This window comes from Kitasatospora sp. NPDC101108, from assembly GCF_055584725.1.
Map to the genome: position 1 here is coordinate 137,380 of NZ_JBVJLM010000010.1, position 19,780 is coordinate 157,159.

The window sequence follows — 19,780 nt, forward strand, 5'->3', positions numbered from 1 at the left end:
TGATCCGCAAGGAGGTGACGTCATGCGGACGGACGTCATGCAGTTCGCTGCCCTGGCCGACCTGGCGGCCGAGCCGGTGGGACCGCCGCTGCCGTGGGAGCGGTCGCGTGAAGCGCGCGGAGTCGAGTTCCCCGCGGACTACCGCGAGTTCATCGACCAGTTCGGGCCCGGAGAGGTCCGCGGCTACCTGGGTGTGAACGCTCCGTGGCCGTGGCGGGGCTCAGCGCAGGGCGGGGAGATCTTCCGCGTCTTCACATCGAGGACCTTCGAGGACTTCGGTCCGGTGTTCCGGGACATGCGCGACAAGGACCCGGCCCTGTGCCCGTACCCGCTCCTGCCGGAGCCGGGGGGACTCCTCCACTGGGGCAGCACCGTCCAAGGTGACCAGTTCTTCTGGCTCACCAGCGACCCGGACCCCATGGAGTGGCCGGTGGTGGTGTGGTTCCGAGGGAAAGATCTGCGAGAGGCGTGGCGGCGGTACGACATGCGCTTCGTCGCTTTCCTCGTCCATGCCTTGTCGGGCGAGGACCAGGACATGCGTGACCTGCTCAACTGGCCCGACGAGCCGATCTGGCGACGGGCCGGCTGAACCAGCCGCAGAGAGCAGGAACACCGGAGAAGTTGGGCCGGAACCACAACTGACCTAGGAAGCCGACCCGCAGGCCGCGGCAATCCGGGTGACAGGGCGGCCCGGTCGGCCATCATCGGTCGGTGGCCGAGACCGTGGACGTTCTGGAACTGCGCATCATCTGCCCGCCGGCTGCCGAGGTCGGCCTGGAGGTCCGCCCGGTCATCGGCGGGCGGGACGTGTTCGCCGGCTCCCCCTACCGGAGCGTCAGTCCACGGCACCTGCTGGGGTCGACCGGGCTTCTGCGGGCCACCACCACCCCTCGCGAGGTCCGCATCGCCGGGACCGGATGCGTGGAGGAGTGCTGCGGCGCCGTCCACGTGACGATCAGGCGCGAGAGGGGGCACGTGCTGTGGACGGGCTGGCGCAATCCGATGGACGAGGATTTCGGCCTGGCCGACTGCCGGTTCTCCGCCGCCCAGTACGACGCCGAGGTCGCCCGGGCCGAGGCGGACCGCAGGTGGCAGTGGCCCGGCACCGTGGTCGCCGACCTGCTCGAAGCGAGGCTGACGGGAGAGGGCAGCGGGCTGGCCGCGTGGGACTGCGAGCTCGAAGCGATCCGGGACGGCTGGAAGGGATCCCGAGCGGATCGACGTCGTGCTGCGCCATCCCCGCGGCTGCGACGAGCGCGATGACTTCTGGCTCCGGTTCGGGATCAGGCTGCCGGTCTGCGCGGACGGCCCGGCCGGCCGGGCGCAGCGACTCGACGCCCGGGCTGACCGGATCCCCGTGCCGCGGCGCAGGTCCGGGGCGGTTCGCAGGCGGCCGCCGAGAAGCCCGGCTACCGCCGGCCGCCGGAGTAGTGCCCCTGGGACTCGTGAGCGGGTGACCGTTCTTCCGGTCTGCGGGATACCCGCGCCATTCCGTCACGGTTGATCGCTCCCGCGGGCACGGGCCCGCTCGCCACGGGATCGCGGAACAAAGTCCGTGCCGCAGGAACCACGAGCGGGACAGCCGGGGGCGATCCCGCGTCGAGCGCGCGCTCAGGCCCAGGGCAGGCCGGCGCGAGTGCGCCAGTAGTCCTCGGCGGGTTCGGCCATCGCGGCCAGCGGGGCGAGGTCCTGCGGTGTGAGGGCGATGTCGGCGGCGGCGAGGTTGGAGGTGAGCTGGTCGAGGGTGGCGGCGCCGGACAGGACGACGTCGGCCCAGGGCTGGGCGGCGGCCGCGGCCAGGGCCAGGGCGTCGGGGGCGGTACCGGTGCGGGCGGCGAGGGCGCGCAGCGCGGCGGTGTCGTCCCCGGCGGCGTTGCGGCCGGCCAGGCGGCCGTTGGCCATGCCCTCCTTGACGACGACCAGCCAGCCGGCCCGGTGGGCCTCGGCGAGGGCGGGGGCGGCGGAGGTCTCCAGCAGGTTCCAGGTGGCCTGGACGGCGGTGAACAGCGGGCGGCCGTCCACGGTGACGTCCAGGGCCCGGCGGATGGCCTCGCCCTGGGCGGGGCCGCTGGTGGACAGGCCCACCCGTACGCCTTCGGCGGCGAGGGCGGCCAGGCGCCGGTGCAGGGCGGGGTCGGTGAGGGCGGGGCTGTCGGCGGTGACCGAGTGGACGAGGTAGACGTCCAGGTGGGGGCCGAGCAGGGCGCGGCTCTCGCGGATCTGGCGGTCGTACACCGCCGTCGAGTGTTCCTTGACCTCGTGCGCGGCGACGCCGCTGGTGCGCCAGTCGGCCGTGTAGGTGTAGCCCCACTTGCTGCCGACCGTCACCTGGGCCGCGGCCTCGGGGTGTTCGGCGAGCCACTGGGCGAGGAACTCCTCGGCGCGTCCGTAGGAGCGGGCGGTGTCGAGGTAGCGCACGCCGGCGGCGTACGCGGCGTCGAGCAGGGCGTGGGTGCGCTCGCGCAGGGCCTCGACGGTGCGTTCGGCGGGCAGGTCGTGCGCACGGCCGAGGGTGATGTAGCCGGGACGGCCGACCGCGGCGGTGCCCAGTCCCAGGCGCGCGGCGTGCGGACGCGCCGCGTGCGGGCCCGCGGCCTCGGCGGCGGGGGCGGCGGGCGTGGTGGCGGCGGGATCGGTCGGCACGGCGGGGTCTCCTCGGGCGGGCGCGGGGGTGCTCACCTGGGACTTTAGCCGCCGCCCGGTTCCGGGCCGGTGGCCGGCTGGTCCAGGCGCGGCACGAAGTTGACGTAGTCGCGCGGTTTGCCCGGCCGGTGGCGGTCGTTGCTGGTGAGCAACCGGCTGCGTACGCCGTCGCGTTCGGTGAGCGGCCCGGGGGTGGTGCGCAGGTTGGGCTGCCGGCCGCGGCCCGACGGGCGGTGTTCCAGGGCGAGCGTCCAGCTCTCCTCGTCCACCTCCCGTGCGGCCCCGGCCCGGCCGGGGAGCACCCGGGTGCCGCAGGGGCCGCGCACGAGCTCCCGTTGGCCGAAGTCGGGCGCGTGGCCGATCACGGTGATCCGCCACGCGCCGTGGAACCTGAGCACGTCCCTCTCCCGTCCTCGCGGCGCGCCGCCGCTGGGGCGCGCCCTCGAACGGGGCCAACGGGCGCGGGGCGCAGGGAGATCACAGGGGGGCGAGGCGGTGAGGCGGTGCGGCCGCCCGGGCCGTACGGGCGGCCCGGACGGAGAACAGGGTGCGGGGCGCAGGGCGCGGGGCGCTGGGTACAGCGGCGCCGCACAAGAGCCGTCGGAACAAGGAGCTCTGATGGAACGTCAGATATGTCGGCGGCGCCTGCGGGCTGCCCGTCCAGGATGTCAGCCGCCGCCACGAGGGTCAACTGCAGTTGATTGCGGGTACCTTCGAATCCATGCCAGCTGATGCCGTTCGGCTATCGTGACCTGGCCGGCCCTGTCCGTCCGCCGAGGTCGCGGCACGGAGGGCCCGGGTGTGAGGAAGGTGGGGAATGACGGAGTCGACGGGGGACGGCGTTCAGGTGGAACCGGAGGACGCTCCACCGGAGCTGAACGGCCACCCGGACGAGCACGGGCACGAGCACGGGGAAGGGCCCGGGGGCGAACACGGGAACGGATCCGGGAACGGATCCGGGGGCGGTCCGGCGAGCGTGGAGGCGAGCGGGCTGGCGGCCCGGATCGAGGCGCTGTTCCACACCGTCCGCCGCCCCGACCGCGAGCAGTACACCAACGAGGAGGTGGCCCGGGCCTGCCGCGAGGCGACCGGGGAGTCCTTCTCCACCACCTACCTGTGGCAGCTGCGCACCGGGCGCCGCGACAACCCCACCAAGCGTCATCTGGAGGCGCTGGCCCAGTTCTTCCAGGTCCCGCCCGCGTACTTCTTCGACGAGCGGCAGGGCGCCGAGATCGCCAAGGAGCTGGCGCTGCTCGGCGCGCTGCGCGACGCGGGCGTGCGCAGCCTGGCGCTGCGGGCGGTGGGGCTGTCGCCGGAGGGTCTGGACACCGTCAGCGAGCTGGTGGACGTGATCGCCCGCCGGGACGCGGCGCGCAAACGCCCCTCGTCCTGAGACCCGGGACCTGCGAGGGGTGGAGCCGGAGGGGAGCTGGAGGGGAGCTCGGCTTGTGGGGTGACTTATGGGGTGGCCGGGGCTACCGGTCCACGCTGCGGCGATGTCGCCGGATGGCCGAACAGCTGGAGCTGCCGCGCCCGTTCGACCCGGTGGCGCTGTTGGAGCAGCTCGCCGTGCGGCGCGGGCGGCCGATCGAGCTGCTGCCGGTGCCGGCCCGTCCGCACGCCCCCTGCGGGCTGCTGGTCTCCACCCTGGAGGCGGACTACATCCTGTACGCGGCGGACACCGGGGCGCTGCACCAGCGGCACATCCTGGTGCACGAGATCGCGCACCTGCTGCTCGACCACGCCGGGTCCGCGCCGCTGGCCCCCGCCGCCGCGCTGCTGCCCAACCTCTCCCCCGCGCTGGTGCAGCGGGTGCTGGGGCGCACCAGCTATGACGAGCCGCAGGAGCGGGAGGCGGAGCTGCTGGCCTCGCTGATCCTGAACCGGGCGGACCGGGCGGACCGGGCGGACCGGGCGGACGCCGCCGAACGGACGGGACCGGCGCCGGCACGCGGTTCGCTGGACGCGCTGGGGCTCCTGCTGAGCAGCGGCCGCAGCCCGGAGCCGGGGCCCGCTGACGCCGAACGGCCGGGCGCCGAACGGCCGGACGGCGAACGGCCGGACGGCGAACGGACGGACGGCGCACCGAAGGGTGGCGCACCGAAGGAGGGCCGCCCGTGAGCGACCTCGCCCTCTACCCCGTCGGCCTGTTCTTCGTTCTCAGCGGCGCCCACTTCGCCCGCAGCCGCGTCGACTCCCGCGCCGCCGCCCGCTACACCTGCTACGGCACCGCCCTGCTGGGCGCCGCCCTGCTGGTGCTCGCCCCGCCGACCGTACGGGCGGTGCAGGGAACGGGGGTTGCGGTGCTCGCGGTGCTGGTGATCGTGCTCGGCGACGGGCTGCGCGACGGCGCGGCCGCGGCGATCCGGCTGCTCGTACCGGCGCTGCGGGCGGCCGACGCCGCGCATGCCGCCGCACGGTCGGGGCACGCCGCCGCACGGCCGGGGGTCGGGGCCGTCGGGGACGCCGGGGACGCCGGGGCCGCCGCTCCGGCGGTGCGCCGGAGCGAGGTGCGGGGCGGGCTGGCCCTGCTGGGCACGGTGCTGGGGCTGCGGCTGGCGCTGATCACCGCGGCCGCGCCGGGCCTGGCGGGCGAGGACCTGACCGTCGGCCCCGAGCTGTCCGCGCGCCTGGCGCTGGCCGGGTACACCGCCGTGGGCATGCTCCACACCACCATGTGCCTGGTCGCGCTGCTGCGCGAACTCCTGCGGCGTTCCCGGGCGGCCGGCCCCGGGCGGCTGGGCACCGGGCTGCGGCTGCTGACCGGCGGGCTGGTGGCCGGGCTGCTGTGGAACGCCTGGAGCGTGGACGACGTGCTGCGCGCGGCCCTCACCGGTAGCCAGGACGGCCCCGAGGACACGCTGTGCGCCGTCCTGGGCGGGCTGTGCGCGGCCCTGATCGCCGCGGGCCTGGGCAGCACGCTGTGGCCCGCCGCGGCCGGGGCCGTGCGGGGCTGGCTGCGCGCGCACCGCCACTACCGGGCGCTCACCCCGCTCTGGCGCGACCTGCACACCGTGCTGCCGGAGATCGCCCTCGACCCGGCCCGCCGCCTGCCGCTGCCCCCGCTCGACCCGCAGTTCGCGCTCTACCGGCGGATCATCGAGATCCACGACGCCCGCCTGATCCTGCGCCAGCACTGCGACCCGCGCACCGCCCAGTGGCTCGACCAGGCCACCCGCCGCTTCCCGCCGCCCTCCACCCACGCGGCCGCGACCGCCGAGGCCGCGGCGCTGGCCACCGCCCTGGAGCTGGCGGCCTGCGGCGCCGCACCCGAAGCCGCCGCACCGGAAGCCACCGCGCCCGGAGCCGCCGCACCGGAAGCCGTCCCGTCCGCCGCCCCCGGGACGACCACCATGGACACCATGGACGGCGAGGCCGAGCACCTCGCCCACCTGGCCCGCGTCTACGCCACCTGCCCCGCCGTCGCCGAGGTCCGCACCCGCGCCCGCGCCCGCGCCCGCGCCGAACGCACCTCCCGTACCGAGGAGGCGCTGCGGTGAGCCGCCGCACATGGCCGGCCCTGCCGGCCCTGCCGGCCCTGCTCGTGCCGGCAGGGCCCGGCGCGGGCGCGCCGTGGTACCTGTTCGCGGTGGCGCCCGGGCGCATCGTGTCCTGCCGGGAGTGACCGGCCCGGGACGGATTCCCCTCAGGCGTCGAGCGGTTCGGTGACCGGCCGGACGGCCTGCGGCACCTTCGGGCAGTTGCTGGACGGGCTGCGCACCGGGTGAGCGCAAGCGCGGCCTTCGTCACCGGGCGCGCCCGTCAGTCCCACCAGAAGGACCAGCAGCCCTCGTCGACCAGTTCCTCGGCGTAGCCGGCCAGGCCCTGGTCGGACTGGAAGAGGTTGTCCGGGCAGAACGCCGCGTGCTCGGCCGCCACCGCCAGCGCCTCCTCCAGGCGCCTCGGCGGCGCCGCGACGCTCAGGTACAGCGAGTCGGCCCCCGCCTGGACGAGGCGGGCGCCGAAGCGCTCCTGCCAGCTGCGCAGCACGGCGGCGATCGCGCCGCTGTCGCCGTGGCCGTTGGTGCCGTTCCAGCCGCAGGCGGCCAGTGCCTGGGCGCCGTCGTCCGCGCGCACCAGTGCGATCCGCAACCCGGGCCGGCTGCGCAGCAGTTGGCGGGCCAGCGTGTGCGCGCAGTCGTCCGGATCCCGCGACGGTGCCGCAGCGGGGGCTGGCCCCGGCCAGGCGGCGCCGAAGGGCTCCAGCGTCTCCAGCAGGTGCGCCCGCTCCTGCGGATCACCGGTCGGGCACCACAGCACCGCGCGCTCCCACCATCCGCGCAGCAGGGCGGCCGGGTCGTACCCCTCCAGCGCGCGGACCCCCGGCTGCTGCGTCCCCAGGCCCAGGTCCGCGCCGTCGAGGTCAGGCCCCTCGCCCCTCGGATCCAGCAGCAGCGGCCACAGCCCCGAGCCCGCCCCGTGCTCCCGGTGCAGCCGCTGCCACGCCCCCTCCGGCGCCGCCGCGTCGCTCACCCACAGCGCGGGTGCGACCTGACGGCCCGGCAGCTGCGGCGCCGTACGGGCCTCGGCGCTGCGGTCGGGGAAGCGCCGGCGCAGGCCGCTGAGCAGTCGGGAATCGATCATGCGCCCACGGTAGGGGTGCGTACCGACAGGGCCGGTGCCGGCCGTGTCGGGGCCCTGTCGGGGCCGGGCGCTGGTCTCCCGTCGGCCGACGAGGCCGAACCGAAGGAGGAGGGGAGCTGGTGAAGACCGTCGGAGACTTCGCGCCGCCGCTCGCAGCGCCCGTGCGGGACATGGAGGGGCCGCTGGTGGAGGCGGTGGCCGCGTCCTGGTCGGTGGCGCTGCCCGAGGACTACGTGGAGATCGTCGGCGCCTGCGGCGACTCGGCCGTCGCGGACCGCCTCTTCCTCCTCGGGGCCCGCAACCTGCGCTCGTACTGCGCGATGATGGGCGGCCTGCTGGAGTGCTCCGGCGCCGTCCCCCACCGCGTCCTGCCGGCCCGGGGCGGTGCGCTGCTGTGGGCCAACAGCAGCGACGGCGACCAGTTCTTCCTGGTGCCGGCGCCCGACGGGAGGTGGACCGTGTCGGCGTTGCGCCGCCTCGACGCCGAGCACCGGTACGACTCCGGCCTGGGCTTCGGCGACCGGCTGTACCTGGCGCTGACCGGCGGGGTCGCGGCGGACTGGCTGCCCCGCTGGAGCACGCCGCTGCCGCACCGGGTCGAGGCCCAGGACTGAGCACCCCGAACCCTCGCGTCCCTCACGTTCCCGCAGGCCAGGGGCGGTTCGGCGCGCGAGCGGGCGGGTGGCGGTCCTAGGCTGAAGGAGTGCGGCAAGGTCGCCGTGTCCCCGGGGGCCTCCACCGCAGGCGCCTGGAGGTGGAGCATGCGTGGTGCATCCGGTTCGCGCCGGGCGGGGGTCCTGGCAGCGGCCGTGCTGCTGGCCGCGGGCGGCCTGTCGGCGCCCGCGGCGGGAGTGGCGCCGGCCGCCGCGAGCGTGCCCGTGCGGGCCTGTCCCGCGGAGGCGACCGGCCCGGGGCTGCCGGCACTGGGCGCCGTACCGGCCTCGGTGCCCGTACCGGACGGGGTGGACGTGCCGGCGACGGCCGCGGTGTACGGGGCCCGCTACCCGGGCGAGACGCACTTCCTGGTGGCGCCCGGCGGCTGGACCTGCGACGTGGTGTTCTTCGCCGCCGACGGCGGCGAGCAGGCGTTCGTCCACCCCGGCGCGCCGGCCGCCGATCCGCTCGACGCCCGTTTCGACGCGGTGGTGCGGGCCGTGTTCGTCAGCGGCGGCGCGCAGACGAACGTCGACCTGGTGTGCGGCCTGGTGCCCCCGGCCGGCGCCGCGCCCAACACCTGCAACGCACCGCCCCGGCTGCCCGTCGACCGGGTGCACCCCGTGCCCGCCGGCGCCCCGGACCTGCTGCTGACCGCCGTCGGCGTCCCGGCCGGCGCCCGCGAGCCGAACCTGCCCGCCGGCGGCGGCCCGAACCGCACGGTCGCCCTGCTCACCTTCCAGTCCCCCGCCGGCCCGGCCCAGGAGATCAGCTGCGCCCTGCCCGCCCCGGCCGACCCCGTCCGCACCTGCCAGGCCGCGCTCGGCCACTTCCTCGCCACCGGCGCCGCCTCGAAGCAACTCACCCGGGCCGCCCTGGCCTCGGCCCTGACCGACCTGGACGCCTTCGTCGCCGCCTACCTCACGCCGCCGCAGTAACGGCGCGGACCCGGGAGTTCGTTCGGTCGGCGGCGTCCAGGGCGGCCGGCAGGGCGGCCTGGAGGACTTCGAGGCCGCCGGCGCGGCCGCCGCCGCCTGGCCCGGACCTGCTGCAGCGGGTCTACGACATCGCCGCGGCGGACACCCGCGCCACGGTCACCCCGCGGCGCAGCGCGTGATCGTTGTGGATTCGAGTGCCCTGTCCGCGCCGGCCGCCGGTCACCCGCGCCTGCACCGGATCGTGGACTGCGCGCCGCACAGCCCGTTCCCGCATCCGCTGATTCCGGTGCTGTGCCTGGCCGGGGCCGAGATCAAGGACGGGGGTGGCGCGCACGCGGTCCTGGCGCTGCCCTCTGTGGGGTTCGAGCCGCTGGACGCGAGTGCCGCGGTGGTGGTGGTGGCGACGATGGTCCGCGACGGGTACGGGGGCCAGGAGCTGGCGCACGCGATCGCCACGAGTCCGCACAGCCCGGCGCGTGCGCAGCAGCACCTGATCCTGACGGCCCGCCCCGGGGCTCTGTCCGCCGGGGATCGTCGCCGTCGGCATCGACGACCCCCGCCCTGGAGCCGTGGGGCCGCTGCCGGCAGAAGCCGGGACGAGGTCCGCGCGGGCGACGGCTCGCGCGCATCCTCGCAGTACCTGCCAGGTGCTCACCCGAGCGTAGCCGCCCCGGCCGGGGCGCCCCGGCGGCGGTGCCCCGGCGGCGGTGCCTCGGCCGTGTCGTTTCAACCGGCCTGCGCGGTCAGCGCCTTGACCAGCGCGACGGCCTGCTTGAGGCTCAGGTCGGGGCGGGCGAGGCGCAGTTCGCGGACGGCCTTGACCTCGGCCGTGCGGGGGTCGATGCCGGCCAGCGCCAGGACGTTGCGCGCCCAGCCCACCCCGGCCGCGCCGCCGCTGGGGACGAAGTCCTCCACGATCCGTACGGCGCGGCGCAGGCCCGGGAGTTCGTGCTCGTCGGCGGTGTCCAGGGCGGCCTGCAGGGCGGCCCGGAGGGCTTCGAGGTTGGCCGGCTTGGCGCGGTTGGTCAGCGGGTTGAACACGGTGCTTCCTCTTGTTCCGATCGGATCCGGTCTGTGCTCCCGGGGGTCAGGTCCGGGCCGTGCGGGACGTCCCGGGTTCTCCTGCGGCCCGGGCGGCCGCGGGCGGGCGCGGCGTTCTCGCGGCCCCATGTCCTCGCCTCCCCCGTGCGCATGCCCATCACGCTAGTACTTGCCCGGCGGGAAAGTAAATGCCAGGATCACAGGTACGCTCAACCACGCTCACGTACTCCGGAGTTGGAGATCTGATGGCCGTTCACCACCCTGATCCCGCGGACGCCCTCTCCTCCCTGCGCGCCGCGCGCCGGGCCCAGGCGGCGGCCCGGCCCCGCCCGCTGCCGGGCTGGTACCCGGCCACGGCAGCCGGGCTGTTCGCGCTGGGGTTCGTCCTGCTCGGCCTGTCGCTGCTGCTGCCGCAACGGCTGTGGCTGCCGGCCGCGTGCCTGCAACTGGCCGCGGCCGCGGTCCTGATCGGCCACGTCGTGGTCAGTCACCGGGTCGAGCACCGGCCCGGGATCGTCCCGGCCCTGCCGCGCCCGGCCGCCTGGTTCCCGGCCGCGGCGGCCCACCTGCTGGCGCTGGCCGTGTCCGGGGCGCTGGGCCTGGCGTTCGGCCCGGCCGGGTTCCTGCTCACCCTCGGCCCCACCTGCGGCCTCGCCCACCTGCTGCAGCTGCGCCGCAAGCGGGCACGGGCGGGCACCGAGTGAACGCCGAACCGCCCGCCCCGGCCCCGGTCTTCGACGAGCTGATCCACCAGCCCACCCGGCTCACCGTGGTGGCCTTCCTCTCCGGCTGCGCCGAGGCGGAGTTCCGCACCGTACGGGAGAGCTGCGGGGTCTCGGAGTCGGCGCTGAGCAAGGTGGTCAGCACCCTGGAGGCCGCCTCCTACGTCAAGGTCCGCCGCGGCTACGTCGGCAAACGCCCCCGCACCTGGCTGCGCCTGAGCCCGGAGGGCCGCCGCGCCCTGGCCTGCCACCTGGCCGAACTCCAACGCATCGCCGCCACCGCCACCGCCCTCGCCGCCACCCTCGACCACCAGCCGCCCCAGGCCTGACCCATGCGCAGGAAGTCGGCCCGGCCGACTTCCTGCGCAGAAGACCCCCCACGACGAATGCGGCCGCCCACACAGGCACGAACCGAGGCGGCCAAGGCCACTCGCCCGCGCACCCCGCTGCCGCTTCGCTCCGCACAGGACGCTCCACCGGAGAGGGCGGGACCGTGGACACCACCACGGCCCCGCCCTCCGGCCTATCGCACTCATGCCTTCCCCACGAGCGGCGCGGGCACGGGCGCGCACTCGCACCACACCACCTTCCCGACCCCGCCCGGGCGCGGGAGGTGCCCCCACCCGGCAGCGAGGGCCTCCACCAGGAGCAGCCCGCGCCCGCACCCGGCGGTGGGGCCGGGCTGCCGGGGTACGGGCGGCCGGTCGCCGGCGTCGTGGACCTCGATGCGAAGCCGGGTGGCGTTGACGTCGAAGGACACCCAGATCAGCCGCCCCGGCATGCCCGAGTGCAGCACGGCGTTGCCCACCAGTTCCGTGGCGAGCAACTCCCCGACCTCGCAGTAGCGGTCGCCGTCGGGCACCGTGGCGAGCAGCTCGCGCAGCATCCGCCGCGCGAGCAGCGGCGATCGGCGGGACCGCGGGAACCAGCAGCTACGGACGGCGGTCGGGCCGACGGACGCGTCGGTTTCAGGCATGGCGGAGCCACCTCCGGTGGGGATGCGGGAGCGGGCAAGGGGATGCCCGGGCGGCCGATTGCAGAGAGTGTTCATCTCATCGACCGTGAGTAGCATGCTCCCCATGGTAGATCGTTAGCAATATTTCTTCGCGGAACATTTTCCGATCTTGGTGTGCGAGTAATCTGGCATCAGTTCCGGGCATTTTCCTGGGGAGTTGATCTCATGGGCCAACCGCGCCCCTCGGTCCGACGTCGCCGCGTGGCGAGCTTGCTCATCCGCCACCGTGAGGCGGCGAACAAGACGCCGGACGAGGCCGCGGCGCGCATCGACTGCCATCGCTCCAAGATCAGCCGGATGGAGAATGCCTGGCTGCCGATCTCCAGCAGCGAGTTGCGCGACCTGCTCACCTTCTACGGCGTGAACGATCCGGCCTACGTGGAGGAAGTGGTCACGCTCAACCGGCAGGGCTCCGAACGCGGTTGGGCGCAGCAGTTCGACATCACACCGCCGTCGTACGTCGACTACATCGACTACGAGGAGAGCGCCAGCCACATCCGCTCGTTCCAGCCGATGACGGTGGCAGGGCTTTTGCAGACGGCGGACTACGCGCGGGCCGTCTACCGGGCATCGCCGTTCGACATCCCTCCGGAGCGGATCGACGAGCTCGTGGCGGTCCGCCTGCAGCGGCAGAAGGTGCTGGATCACGCTGAGCCGCCACGGCTCAGCGTGATCCTGGGAGAAGCCGCGCTTCGAGGGCACGTGGGTGGCGTGGAGGTTCTGCGGAAACAGCTGGACCATCTGAGGAAGTTGGGCGACCGCCCGCACATCGACCTCCGGGTCCTGCCCTTCAGTGCGGGAGCCCATGCCGGAATCATGGGCTCGTTCGTGCTCTTCAGTTTCTCCACAGCCGCTTTCTCCGATGTGGCGTGCGTGGAGCACCAGGCAGGCATGCTCTATCTGGAGAAGCCCGAGGAGACTTCTGCCTATACGCTCACGTTCGACTCGTTGTGTTCGAGCGCGTTGGGTGCCTCCGAGAGCCTCGATCTGCTCACCCGGGTCATAAGAGAGCTGTAGCGGTGTCGACCGGAGGTACTGAAGGTGTCCACTCCCGATCTCAGCGGTGCGAACTGGCGGAAGAGCTCGTTCAGTGGAGAGACCGGGGCGTGCGTCGAAGTCGCGGACGGGGTCCCGGGGTTGCTTCCCGTCCGCGACTCCAAGGACCCGCACGGGCCCTGCCTCCTCTTCACCGCCGATGCCTGGACGGCCTTCCTCGCCGCTGTCCGCGCGGGAGAATTCCCCGCCCGGACCTGACCCCCGGCAGATCGGCGACCCACCTCCCGGCAGCCGCCACCGGCCCGCGACCACGGCTGCCAGGGCGGCCACCCGGGTCGGCGGCGGCGTACTGCACGGCGGCCGGGGCCCCGGCGACGACCGGTCGATGACCCGCACCTGGCTGCGCCCGAGCCCCAGGGCCGCCGCGCCCTGGCCTCCCACCCGTCCGAACTCCAACGCATCGCCGCCACCGCCACCGCCCTCGCCGCCGGCCGCCCCAGGGCTGACCCATGCGCAAGAAGTCGGCTAGGTCGACTTCTCGCGCAGAAGACCCCGAGGCGAAGGCGGCCGCCGACACGGGCACACGAACCGAGGCGGCGCACACCACTGACCCGCGCGCCCCGTCGCCGCTTCGGCATCGCCGCGGCGACGGCGTCCTCCGGAACCTCCTGCGCGGGAAGTCGGCCGGGCCGACTTCCCGCGCAAAAAAGCCGGGCGCTGCCGTCGCCGGGCGCTGCTGCGCGCTTGGCCGGAAGGCGTCCGGGCGGGTGGGCGGGTGGACCGGTGGCGTGCGGGCCGCGCCGCCGGGAGCGGATCGGGGTGGGATGCGTACGGGGGGCGGCGGAAAGGAATATGGTCCGTCTTCGTCCACCGTGTCGATCCGGCGTCGCGCCGTTCGACCTTGGGATGGAGAGGGTCGACGGGCGACCCCGTTGGAGGAGGTAGAGATGGCGAAGTACATGCTGATCATGCGGGGCACGGACGAGTCCATGGCGAAGATGATGGAGACGCCGTTCGAGGAGATGCTGGAGACCGTGGGCCGCTTCAACGAGGAGCTGATCCGGGCCGGCGTGCTGGTGGCCGCCGAGGGCCTGGACGACCCCTCGCAGGGCGCGGTCGTCGACTTCGCCGGCGAGGCCCCGGTGGTCACCGACGGCCCGTACGGGGAGACCAAGGAGCTGTTCGGCGGCTTCTACATCCTCGACGTCGCCTCGAAGGAGGAGGCCGTGGAGTGGGCCAAGCGGATGCCGGCGTTCCCGGGCTCCAAGTGCGAGGTGCGCAGGGTGCCGGGCATCGAGGAGTTCCCGCAGGACAACGAGTGGATCGTCAAGGAGCGGGCCTGGCGCGAGCGGACCGGCCAGCTCTGATGCCCGCAGCAGCAACCGGCGGCGGCCTGCCGGGCGGCGAGTGCGCCCGGCGGGCCGTCGAGGCCGTGTGGCGGATCGAGTCCGCCCGCATCGTCGGCGCGCTCACCCGCTACACCGGGGACTTCGCCCTCGCCGAGGACGTCGCCCAGGAGGCGCTGGCGGAGGCCCTGGTCAGCTGGGAGCGCGACGGCCAGCCGGCCAGCCCGGTGGGCTGGCTGCTGGCCACCGCCCGGCGCCGGGCCATCGACGCCTTCCGCCGCGCCTCGGCCCTCGACGAGCACTACGCCGCGCTCGCGGGCCCCCTCGCCGAGGGCGAGTTCAGCACGGGCGCGGCGGGCGCCCCGCAGCAGCCGGACGACCTGCCCTGGGACCCGGACCGGGTCGACGACGACGTCCTCGCCCTGATGTTCACCGCCTGCCACCCCGTGCTCTCCCCCGAGGCCCGGGTCGCACTGACCCTGCGCGTGGTGGGCGGCCTGTCCAGCGAGGAGATCGCCCGCGCGTTCCTGGTGCCGGTGCCCACCGTCCAGGCCCGGATCACCCGGGCGAAGAAGACCGTCGCCGCCGCGCACGTCCCCTTCGAACTGCCCCCGCGCCAGGAGTGGCGCGATCGCCTCGGCGCGGTCCTGAGCGTCCTGTACGTGATCTTCACCGAGGGCTCGACGGCGACCGCCGGCGAGGACCTGCTGCGCCCCGACCTCGCCCGCGAGGCCGTACGGCTGGCCCGGATGCTGGCCGCCCTGCTGCCCGCCGAGCCGGAGGTGCACGGGCAGCTCGCCCTGTTCGAACTCACCGCCGCGCGCTTCCCCGCCCGCACCGGGCCCGACGGGGAGCCGGTGCTCCTGGAGGACCAGGACCGGCGCCGCTGGGACCGCTCCGCGATCCGCCGCGGCCTGGCCGCGCTCGGCCGCGCCGCGAGCCTGGGACGCGGCCAGGGCCGGGGCCTTGGCCCCTACGGCCTCCAGGCCTCGATCGCCGCCTGCCACGCGATGGCGCCCTCGGTGGCGCAGACCGACTGGGAGCGCATCGTGCTGCTCTACGAGGCGCTCGGCCGCCTCGCACCGTCCCCGGTGGTCGAGCTCAACCGGGCGGTCGCCGTCGCGATGGCCGAGGGACCCCGGCAGGCCCTCGCCCTGGTCGACGACCTGGCCGTCTCCGGCAAGCTGTCCGGCTCGCACCTGCTGCCGGGCGTGCGCGGCGAACTGCTGACCCGCCTCGGCCGCACCACCGAGGCCCGCGCCGAACTGGAACTCGCCGCCCGGCTGTGCCGCAACACCCGCGAACGGAGCGTCCTGCTGCGCAAGGCGGCCGCGCTCGACACCCCCCGGTGACCACCGGCCACACGGGAGTCAAGGACGGGCACGGATAGCGGACGGCGACACGGCCGGGCCAGGGCGTGCTCCGGCGACCAGCGCCCGCGAGCACTCCCGAGAGGAACCACCGGCCGGTGAACGGCTTCACGTACGTCCTCGGCCACCTGCTGAGCCTGCCCGGCCGGGGCCCGGAGGCCTCGCGCCGGGCCTGGCCCAGCGACCGGCGCCTGGCCGCCCTCGCCGACTCCCCGACTCCCCGGCCGCCCGGGCAGGCCGGGCAGGCCGGGCAGGCCGAACGGGAGCGGATCGAGCGCACGGTGGCGGCGCCGGCGGCGGTACAGGGCGTGGAACACCTGCTGACCCGGATCAGCGACCACTGCGACCGGCCCGCGTCCTTCGACACCACACCCCCGGCCCCCAGGGACGCCTGGCCCTGGTGAGCCGGACGACCATCAGCGCCTCCTTCGCCACCCGCAAGGACATCACCGACCTGCTGCCCCGGATCCAGGCGGCCGGCCTGGCCCACTGCGACTCCCCCGACAACCGCACCGGCACCCCGCCCACGCGCTGCGCCGGCAACCGCGCCCAGACCACCGACGACGGCCGGCGGCTCAGCCCCGAAGGCCGACGGATACAGGCCCCCCACCTCAGCAGCCCCGGCGCCCGCCTGCACCGGGACCTGCCCGCCGAGGAGACCGGGCACGGCGCGCGCACGACCCGGCTTCGCAGTAACAGCGGGAGCACGACCCGGCGTCGCAGCAGCCCGTCCCGACGTCGAAGCGGCCGCCCTGCGCGCCGGCGTTCGGACGACCACTGCCGACGCCACGCCCGCCCGGCCCCGGCGACCACGCCCGGGCAGCGGCACCTGGGCGCCGCTGCCCGGGGCTCAGCCGCTCAGCTCTGGGGGCGGCGGCCGTGGTTGGCCCCGCGCCTGGCCCGGGCCTTCTTCTTGCGGCGGCGCTTGGACGACATGGCGACTCCTCTCACAACCGGGAACCCCCGATGTCCCACCGTTCCACACCCGGCGCCCCGCGGCCCGTCGAGCGCCGCCCCCCGCCCTGGCACACTGACCCGATGACGACCGACGAGGAGCTCCTGCACCGCCAGGGCGCCCTGCAGGCCGAGGCCGACGCGGTCCACGCCGACCTGGACCTGGACGAGCGCCTCGGCGCCCTCGGCACGCCGGTGCGGGTGGGCAGTTCGGCGCTGGGGCTGATGGTGCGCCGGGACCTGGACGTCACCGTGGTGTGCCCGCGCCTGGACCGGACCACCCACGAACGGGTGGCCGCCCTGGGCGCCCGCCTGGCCCTGCACGAGCGGGTGCGGCAGGTGCGCTGGCGCAACGACACCGGCGCCTGGAACGAGGACCCCGACGCCTACCCGGACGGCCTCTACCTCGGCCTGTCCTACCGCGCCCGGGCCGCGGATTCCTGCGGGCACTGCCCCCAGGGCCCCCGCAACTGGACCCTCGACCTGTGGTTCGTCGACGACACCGCCCGCCAGAGCGACCTCGCCCACCTGCGCGAACTGCCCCCGCGGCTGACCGAGCAGGCCCGCACCGCGATCCTGCGGATCAAGCACGCCTGGGCCGACAACCCCGAGTACGGGCGCAGCGTGCGCAGTTGGGGGGTCTACCGCGCCGTCCTGGACGAGGGGGTGCGCACCCCCGAGGAGTTCGCGCGCCACCGCGCCGGCGCCTGATCCCTCACCCGGCCGCGCCGCCGCCTGGTCCCCCTCACCCGGCCGCGCGGGCGCCTGGTCCCCCTCACCCGGCCGCGCGGGCGCCTGGTGCTCCTCATCCGGCCGCGCGGGCCATGTCCCGCACCACGGCGCGCAGCAGCCGGTTGAAGGCGGCGGGCTGTTCCTCGTGGGGCATGTGGCCGCAGTCCTCGACGACGTGCAGGCTGCCGTGCCGGGCGAGGCCGGCGAGGGTGCGGGAGACGGCCAGGGGGATCTGGGTCTCCTGGTCGCCGTGGAGGAAGGCGGCGGGCAGGTCGAGGCCGGGCAGCAGGGGGCGGGGGTCGTAGAGGGCGGCCTGGGTGAAGACGCTGTCGACGGCCGGGCTGGAGTGGAGGATCTGCGCGATGGTGGCGGCGTGCAGTTCGGGGCCGGCGGTGCTGCCGTACCAGGTGGGCACCCACGCGTGGACGAAGGCGGTGCGGTCGGCGGCGAGGCCGGCGCTCAGTTCGCGCAGTTCGGCGGTCATGCCGGTGCCGGGCCAGTGGCCGGAGCCGTCGACGGAGACGACGCCGGCGACCCGTTCGGGTGCGGCCGCGGCGGCCGCCAGGGCGTAGGTGGCGCCGATGGAGCTGCCGACCAGGACGGGCGCCTGCAGGTCGAGGGCGTCGATCAGGCACAGCAGGTCGGCGACGTTGCCGGCCAGGGTGTGGCCGTCCTGGGGGCGGCCGGAGCGGCCGCAGCCGCGGCAGTCCACGGCGATCAGCCGGTGGTCGGCGGCGAGGTCGGCGAACTGGGCCTGCCAGACCCGGCCGCTGGTGGCCCAGCCGTGGACGAGCACCAGCGGCCGGCCGGTGCCGTGGTCGCGGTAGAAGAGGCGGGTTCCCTGGACGTCGACGTACGGCACGGCGGTGCTCCCTGGTTGGTTGGCGCGCGTTCTGCGGTCCTGCTGGCGGGGTCCAGTCCACCGCGTGGGTGCCGGGTGTCCAAGGCGCATCCGGCTCGTACACTCATCAGGGATCGTGATCGGTCAGGGGGCGGGTGTGGAGCTGCGGCAGGTGCGGTACTTCCTGGCGGTGGCCGAGGAGTTGCACTTCGGGCGGGCGGCGGGGAAGCTGCGCATCGTGCAGCCGACCGTCAGTCAGCAGGTGCGGCGCCTGGAGCGCGAGCTGGGCGTGGAGCTGTTCGACCGCAGCACCCGCAGGGTGGCGCTGACGGCGGCGGGCAGCGCGTTCCTGCCGCACGCCCGGGCGATCCTGGCGGCCGAGCGGGCGGCGGTGGAGGCGATGGCCGAGCAGCGCGACGACCGGGAGCGGGTGCTGCGCATCGGCACCAACATCGGGCTGGGCGCGCGGCTGGAACAGCTGCTGGCGGCGTTGGCCGAACGGGCTCCGGGGCTGACGGTGGAGCTGTGCAGCGAAGCGGCGGCGGTGCGCCTGCAGCGGGTGCGCGACGGGGAGTTGGACGCGGCCTTCGTGCGCGGTCTGGAGCGCAGCCCGGGCCTGGAGCTGCTGCCGGTGTGGCCGGATGCGCTGGTCGCGGCGTTGCCGGCGGGCCATCCGCTGGCGGCGGGCGGGTCGGTGGAGCTGGCGCGCCTGGCCGTGCTGCCGCTGCGGATCGCGGCGCGCGAGGCGAACCCGCACCTGGTGGACCTGGTCACCGGCGCGTGCCGGGCGGCGGGCGTCGAGCCGGTGCTGGGGCCGGAGTTCACCACCGACCAGGACACGCTGGCCGCGATCGGCACGGGCCGGCCGAGCTGGACGGTCTTCTACGCCTCGCAGGCCGCGGTGCTGCCGGCCGGCCGTACGGTGTTCCGCCCGTTCGCCGAGCCGCTGGCCCTGCAGACCTACCTGGCGGTGCGCCCGAGCGCGCCGGCCCGCCGGCTGGCGCCGCTGCTGGAGGCCTGCCGCAGCATCGCCGAGGAGGCCGGCGCCGCTGCCGCGGGGGGACGGCAGGGGCGGCCGGCGTGAAGCCCGCCCTGCCGGCCGGCTCCTGCCTGCTGAGCGGCGAGGGGCCGGGCGCCGACGCGGCCCGGCGGCAGTTCCAGGCTCTGCCGGGGCGCGGCCTCCCCGGCGGCCCTTGACCTCACTGGCCCACGCGGCCGTCCACGCACTCGCGCAGCAGGTCGGCGTGGCCGCAGTGGCGGGCGTACTCCTCGACGCGGTGCACCTGCAGCTCCCGCACCGCGATGCCCCGCTTGCCGAGCCGCTCCCCCAGGTCCGGGTGGGCGGCCAACTCTTCGTCCAGGGCTGCCTGTTCGCGTTCCAGGTCGCGCCAGGCGGCCTCGACGACGGCGGGGTCGGCCACCGCCTGGTCGAAGTCCGCGTCCCGCGCGCCGTACAGCTTGGGCAGCGGCTCGCCGTCGGTGATCCAGTTGCGCCAGTCGCGCTCCACCGCCGCGAGGTGGCGCACCAGCCCGAGCAGCGACATCGTCGAGGGCGGCACCGAGCGCCGGGCCAGCTGCTCGGCGTCCAGGCCCTCGCACTTCATCCTCAGGGTGAGGCGGTAGTTGGTCAGGAAGTCGGCGAGGGTGGCGAGTTCGCCGTCCGGGGCGGGCCCTTCACTGTTGCGCGGGTCCTGGTCCGGGTCGGCCCACATGTCGGGGTAGACGCTCGCCTGGGTCCATCGCTCGGGTCGCTCAGTCATACTTCGCATGCTCGCCCACGACCTCCCCGTGCCGTCAAAGGGATTACGGCGGGCGGCGGGTGGCGGGTGGCGGGCACGGCGCCGCCCGGGCGGGCGGCGGCCGGTCGCGGTGCATCGCGGGGCGGCCGTCGAGCCGGGCCCAGGTGGTGCGGCGGCCGGGCCACCACCCCGGGCGGACCCGCAC

25 protein-coding genes are annotated in these 19,780 nt (G+C 75.4%); 17 read left to right on the forward strand and 8 right to left on the reverse strand.

Annotated elements, in window-relative coordinates; translation table 11 throughout:
* Window positions 1–22 precede the first annotated feature (22 nt).
* Window positions 23–589, forward strand: coding sequence for an SMI1/KNR4 family protein (locus tag ACZ6Z8_RS22375; protein ID WP_465611816.1), 567 nt, complete (start codon window positions 23–25; stop codon window positions 587–589).
* Between the two features lie 122 nt (window positions 590–711).
* Window positions 712–1,263, forward strand: coding sequence for a hypothetical protein (locus ACZ6Z8_RS22380; protein ID WP_465611817.1), 552 nt, complete (start codon window positions 712–714; stop codon window positions 1,261–1,263).
* Window positions 1,264–1,611: 348 nt separating this feature from the next.
* On the opposite strand, the gene ACZ6Z8_RS22385 is transcribed toward ACZ6Z8_RS22380, so the two are convergent.
* On the reverse strand, window positions 1,612–2,643 hold the full coding sequence (locus ACZ6Z8_RS22385) for an aldo/keto reductase (RefSeq protein WP_465611818.1): 1,032 nt from the start codon (window positions 2,641–2,643) through the stop codon (window positions 1,612–1,614).
* 44 nt (window positions 2,644–2,687) lie between these two features.
* Complete coding sequence (locus tag ACZ6Z8_RS22390; RefSeq protein ID WP_465611819.1) at window positions 2,688–3,041, reverse strand: hypothetical protein; 354 nt, start codon at window positions 3,039–3,041, stop codon at window positions 2,688–2,690.
* A gap of 419 nt (window positions 3,042–3,460) precedes the next feature.
* On the opposite strand from ACZ6Z8_RS22390, the gene ACZ6Z8_RS22395 reads away from it, so the two are divergent.
* From ACZ6Z8_RS22395 to ACZ6Z8_RS22410, 4 genes are all read left to right on the forward strand, one after another.
* Window positions 3,461–4,036, forward strand: a complete 576-nt coding sequence (locus ACZ6Z8_RS22395) for an XRE family transcriptional regulator (protein WP_465611820.1) — start codon at window positions 3,461–3,463, stop codon at window positions 4,034–4,036.
* 113 nt (window positions 4,037–4,149) lie between these two features.
* Window positions 4,150–4,764, forward strand: a complete 615-nt coding sequence (locus ACZ6Z8_RS22400) for a ParH-like protein (protein WP_465611821.1) — start codon at window positions 4,150–4,152, stop codon at window positions 4,762–4,764.
* Window positions 4,761–6,143: an MAB_1171c family putative transporter gene (locus ACZ6Z8_RS22405; RefSeq protein ID WP_465611822.1), complete on the forward strand. Its 1,383-nt coding sequence runs from the start codon at window positions 4,761–4,763 to the stop codon at window positions 6,141–6,143. Before ACZ6Z8_RS22400 ends, ACZ6Z8_RS22405 begins: the two co-directional genes overlap by 4 nt.
* Complete coding sequence (locus tag ACZ6Z8_RS22410; RefSeq protein WP_465611823.1) at window positions 6,140–6,268, forward strand: hypothetical protein; 129 nt, start codon at window positions 6,140–6,142, stop codon at window positions 6,266–6,268. Before ACZ6Z8_RS22405 ends, ACZ6Z8_RS22410 begins: the two co-directional genes overlap by 4 nt.
* 137 nt (window positions 6,269–6,405) lie before the next feature.
* On the opposite strand, the gene ACZ6Z8_RS22415 is transcribed toward ACZ6Z8_RS22410, so the two are convergent.
* Window positions 6,406–7,227: a DUF4253 domain-containing protein gene (locus ACZ6Z8_RS22415; protein WP_465611824.1), complete on the reverse strand. Its 822-nt coding sequence runs from the start codon at window positions 7,225–7,227 to the stop codon at window positions 6,406–6,408.
* 119 nt (window positions 7,228–7,346) lie between these two features.
* On the opposite strand from ACZ6Z8_RS22415, the gene ACZ6Z8_RS22420 reads away from it, so the two are divergent.
* Both ACZ6Z8_RS22420 and ACZ6Z8_RS22425 read left to right on the forward strand, forming a co-directional pair.
* The gene (locus ACZ6Z8_RS22420) at window positions 7,347–7,841 is read left to right on the forward strand and encodes a hypothetical protein (protein ID WP_465611825.1); all 495 of its coding nucleotides are present in this window, start codon (window positions 7,347–7,349) and stop codon (window positions 7,839–7,841) included.
* Window positions 7,842–7,988: 147 nt separating this feature from the next.
* Window positions 7,989–8,819, forward strand: a complete 831-nt coding sequence (locus ACZ6Z8_RS22425; RefSeq protein WP_465611826.1) for a hypothetical protein — start codon at window positions 7,989–7,991, stop codon at window positions 8,817–8,819.
* Between the two features lie 726 nt (window positions 8,820–9,545).
* Here ACZ6Z8_RS22425 and ACZ6Z8_RS22430 read toward each other — a convergent pair.
* On the reverse strand, window positions 9,546–9,860 hold the full coding sequence (locus tag ACZ6Z8_RS22430; RefSeq protein ID WP_465611827.1) for a hypothetical protein: 315 nt from the start codon (window positions 9,858–9,860) through the stop codon (window positions 9,546–9,548).
* Between the two features lie 245 nt (window positions 9,861–10,105).
* Here ACZ6Z8_RS22430 and ACZ6Z8_RS22435 point away from each other — a divergent pair, with 245 nt between their 5' ends.
* The gene (locus ACZ6Z8_RS22435) at window positions 10,106–10,564 is read left to right on the forward strand and encodes a hypothetical protein (RefSeq protein WP_465611828.1); all 459 of its coding nucleotides are present in this window, start codon (window positions 10,106–10,108) and stop codon (window positions 10,562–10,564) included.
* Window positions 10,561–10,911 (forward strand): transcriptional regulator, encoded by a 351-nt coding sequence (locus ACZ6Z8_RS22440; RefSeq protein WP_465611829.1) that lies wholly within the window; start codon window positions 10,561–10,563, stop codon window positions 10,909–10,911. The genes ACZ6Z8_RS22435 and ACZ6Z8_RS22440 overlap by 4 nt, the downstream gene beginning before the upstream one ends.
* Before the next feature lie 203 nt (window positions 10,912–11,114).
* Here ACZ6Z8_RS22440 and ACZ6Z8_RS22445 read toward each other — a convergent pair whose 3' ends face one another.
* The gene (locus tag ACZ6Z8_RS22445; RefSeq protein WP_465611830.1) at window positions 11,115–11,558 is read right to left on the reverse strand and encodes an ATP-binding protein; all 444 of its coding nucleotides are present in this window, start codon (window positions 11,556–11,558) and stop codon (window positions 11,115–11,117) included.
* A 240-nt stretch (window positions 11,559–11,798) separates the two neighbouring features.
* Here ACZ6Z8_RS22445 and ACZ6Z8_RS22450 point away from each other — a divergent pair, with 240 nt between their 5' ends.
* The 5 genes from ACZ6Z8_RS22450 (at window position 11,799) to ACZ6Z8_RS22470 (ending at window position 15,713) form a co-directional block, all read left to right on the forward strand.
* The gene (locus ACZ6Z8_RS22450; RefSeq protein ID WP_465611831.1) at window positions 11,799–12,614 is read left to right on the forward strand and encodes a helix-turn-helix domain-containing protein; all 816 of its coding nucleotides are present in this window, start codon (window positions 11,799–11,801) and stop codon (window positions 12,612–12,614) included.
* Window positions 12,615–12,638: 24 nt separating this feature from the next.
* Window positions 12,639–12,851 (forward strand): DUF397 domain-containing protein, encoded by a 213-nt coding sequence (locus tag ACZ6Z8_RS22455; RefSeq protein ID WP_465611832.1) that lies wholly within the window; start codon window positions 12,639–12,641, stop codon window positions 12,849–12,851.
* 689 nt (window positions 12,852–13,540) lie between these two features.
* Window positions 13,541–13,960, forward strand: a complete 420-nt coding sequence (locus ACZ6Z8_RS22460) for a YciI family protein (RefSeq protein ID WP_465611833.1) — start codon at window positions 13,541–13,543, stop codon at window positions 13,958–13,960.
* On the forward strand, window positions 13,960–15,291 hold the full coding sequence (locus ACZ6Z8_RS22465) for an RNA polymerase sigma factor (protein ID WP_465611834.1): 1,332 nt from the start codon (window positions 13,960–13,962) through the stop codon (window positions 15,289–15,291). Before ACZ6Z8_RS22460 ends, ACZ6Z8_RS22465 begins: the two co-directional genes overlap by 1 nt.
* A 116-nt stretch (window positions 15,292–15,407) precedes the next feature.
* On the forward strand, window positions 15,408–15,713 hold the full coding sequence (locus tag ACZ6Z8_RS22470; RefSeq protein ID WP_465611835.1) for a hypothetical protein: 306 nt from the start codon (window positions 15,408–15,410) through the stop codon (window positions 15,711–15,713).
* 454 nt (window positions 15,714–16,167) lie between these two features.
* Here ACZ6Z8_RS22470 and ACZ6Z8_RS22475 read toward each other — a convergent pair whose 3' ends face one another.
* The gene (locus ACZ6Z8_RS22475) at window positions 16,168–16,245 is read right to left on the reverse strand and encodes a 50S ribosomal protein bL37 (protein WP_465390020.1); all 78 of its coding nucleotides are present in this window, start codon (window positions 16,243–16,245) and stop codon (window positions 16,168–16,170) included.
* 102 nt (window positions 16,246–16,347) lie between these two features.
* On the opposite strand from ACZ6Z8_RS22475, the gene ACZ6Z8_RS22480 reads away from it, so the two are divergent.
* On the forward strand, window positions 16,348–16,974 hold the full coding sequence (locus ACZ6Z8_RS22480; protein WP_465611836.1) for a hypothetical protein: 627 nt from the start codon (window positions 16,348–16,350) through the stop codon (window positions 16,972–16,974).
* A gap of 94 nt (window positions 16,975–17,068) precedes the next feature.
* Here ACZ6Z8_RS22480 and ACZ6Z8_RS22485 read toward each other — a convergent pair whose 3' ends face one another.
* Window positions 17,069–17,857 carry an alpha/beta fold hydrolase gene (locus tag ACZ6Z8_RS22485; RefSeq protein ID WP_465611837.1) on the reverse strand — a complete coding sequence of 263 codons (789 nt, stop codon included), beginning with the start codon at window positions 17,855–17,857 and terminating at the stop codon, window positions 17,069–17,071.
* Window positions 17,858–17,993: 136 nt separating this feature from the next.
* Between ACZ6Z8_RS22485 and ACZ6Z8_RS22490 the strand changes: the two genes are divergently transcribed.
* Entirely contained in the window at window positions 17,994–18,920 is a 927-nt protein-coding gene (locus ACZ6Z8_RS22490) for a LysR family transcriptional regulator (RefSeq protein ID WP_465611838.1), read from the forward strand.
* 115 nt (window positions 18,921–19,035) lie between these two features.
* Here the strand turns inward: ACZ6Z8_RS22490 and ACZ6Z8_RS22495 are convergent, their stop codons facing one another.
* A complete protein-coding gene (locus ACZ6Z8_RS22495) occupies window positions 19,036–19,605 on the reverse strand; it encodes a DinB family protein (RefSeq protein ID WP_465611839.1) in 570 nt (189 codons plus the stop codon).
* Window positions 19,606–19,780 lie beyond the last annotated feature (175 nt).

Bases quoted from the DNA above. Each gene is read 5' to 3' on its own strand.
- ACZ6Z8_RS22375 (WP_465611816.1), top strand. From the start codon at position 23: ATGCGGACGGACGTCATGCAGTTCGCTGCCCTGGCCGACCTGGCGGCC.
- ACZ6Z8_RS22395 (WP_465611820.1), top strand. From the start codon at position 3,461: ATGACGGAGTCGACGGGGGACGGCGTTCAGGTGGAACCGGAGGACGCT.
- ACZ6Z8_RS22400 (WP_465611821.1), top strand. From the start codon at position 4,150: ATGGCCGAACAGCTGGAGCTGCCGCGCCCGTTCGACCCGGTGGCGCTG.
- ACZ6Z8_RS22415 (WP_465611824.1), bottom strand. From the start codon at position 7,227: ATGATCGATTCCCGACTGCTCAGCGGCCTGCGCCGGCGCTTCCCCGAC.
- ACZ6Z8_RS22425 (WP_465611826.1), top strand. From the start codon at position 7,989: ATGCGTGGTGCATCCGGTTCGCGCCGGGCGGGGGTCCTGGCAGCGGCC.
- ACZ6Z8_RS22435 (WP_465611828.1), top strand. From the start codon at position 10,106: ATGGCCGTTCACCACCCTGATCCCGCGGACGCCCTCTCCTCCCTGCGC.
- ACZ6Z8_RS22445 (WP_465611830.1), bottom strand. From the start codon at position 11,558: ATGCCTGAAACCGACGCGTCCGTCGGCCCGACCGCCGTCCGTAGCTGC.
- ACZ6Z8_RS22460 (WP_465611833.1), top strand. From the start codon at position 13,541: ATGGCGAAGTACATGCTGATCATGCGGGGCACGGACGAGTCCATGGCG.
- ACZ6Z8_RS22465 (WP_465611834.1), top strand. From the start codon at position 13,960: ATGCCCGCAGCAGCAACCGGCGGCGGCCTGCCGGGCGGCGAGTGCGCC.
- ACZ6Z8_RS22475 (WP_465390020.1), bottom strand. From the start codon at position 16,245: ATGTCGTCCAAGCGCCGCCGCAAGAAGAAGGCCCGGGCCAGGCGCGGG.
- ACZ6Z8_RS22480 (WP_465611836.1), top strand. From the start codon at position 16,348: ATGACGACCGACGAGGAGCTCCTGCACCGCCAGGGCGCCCTGCAGGCC.
- ACZ6Z8_RS22495 (WP_465611839.1), bottom strand. From the start codon at position 19,605: ATGCGAAGTATGACTGAGCGACCCGAGCGATGGACCCAGGCGAGCGTC.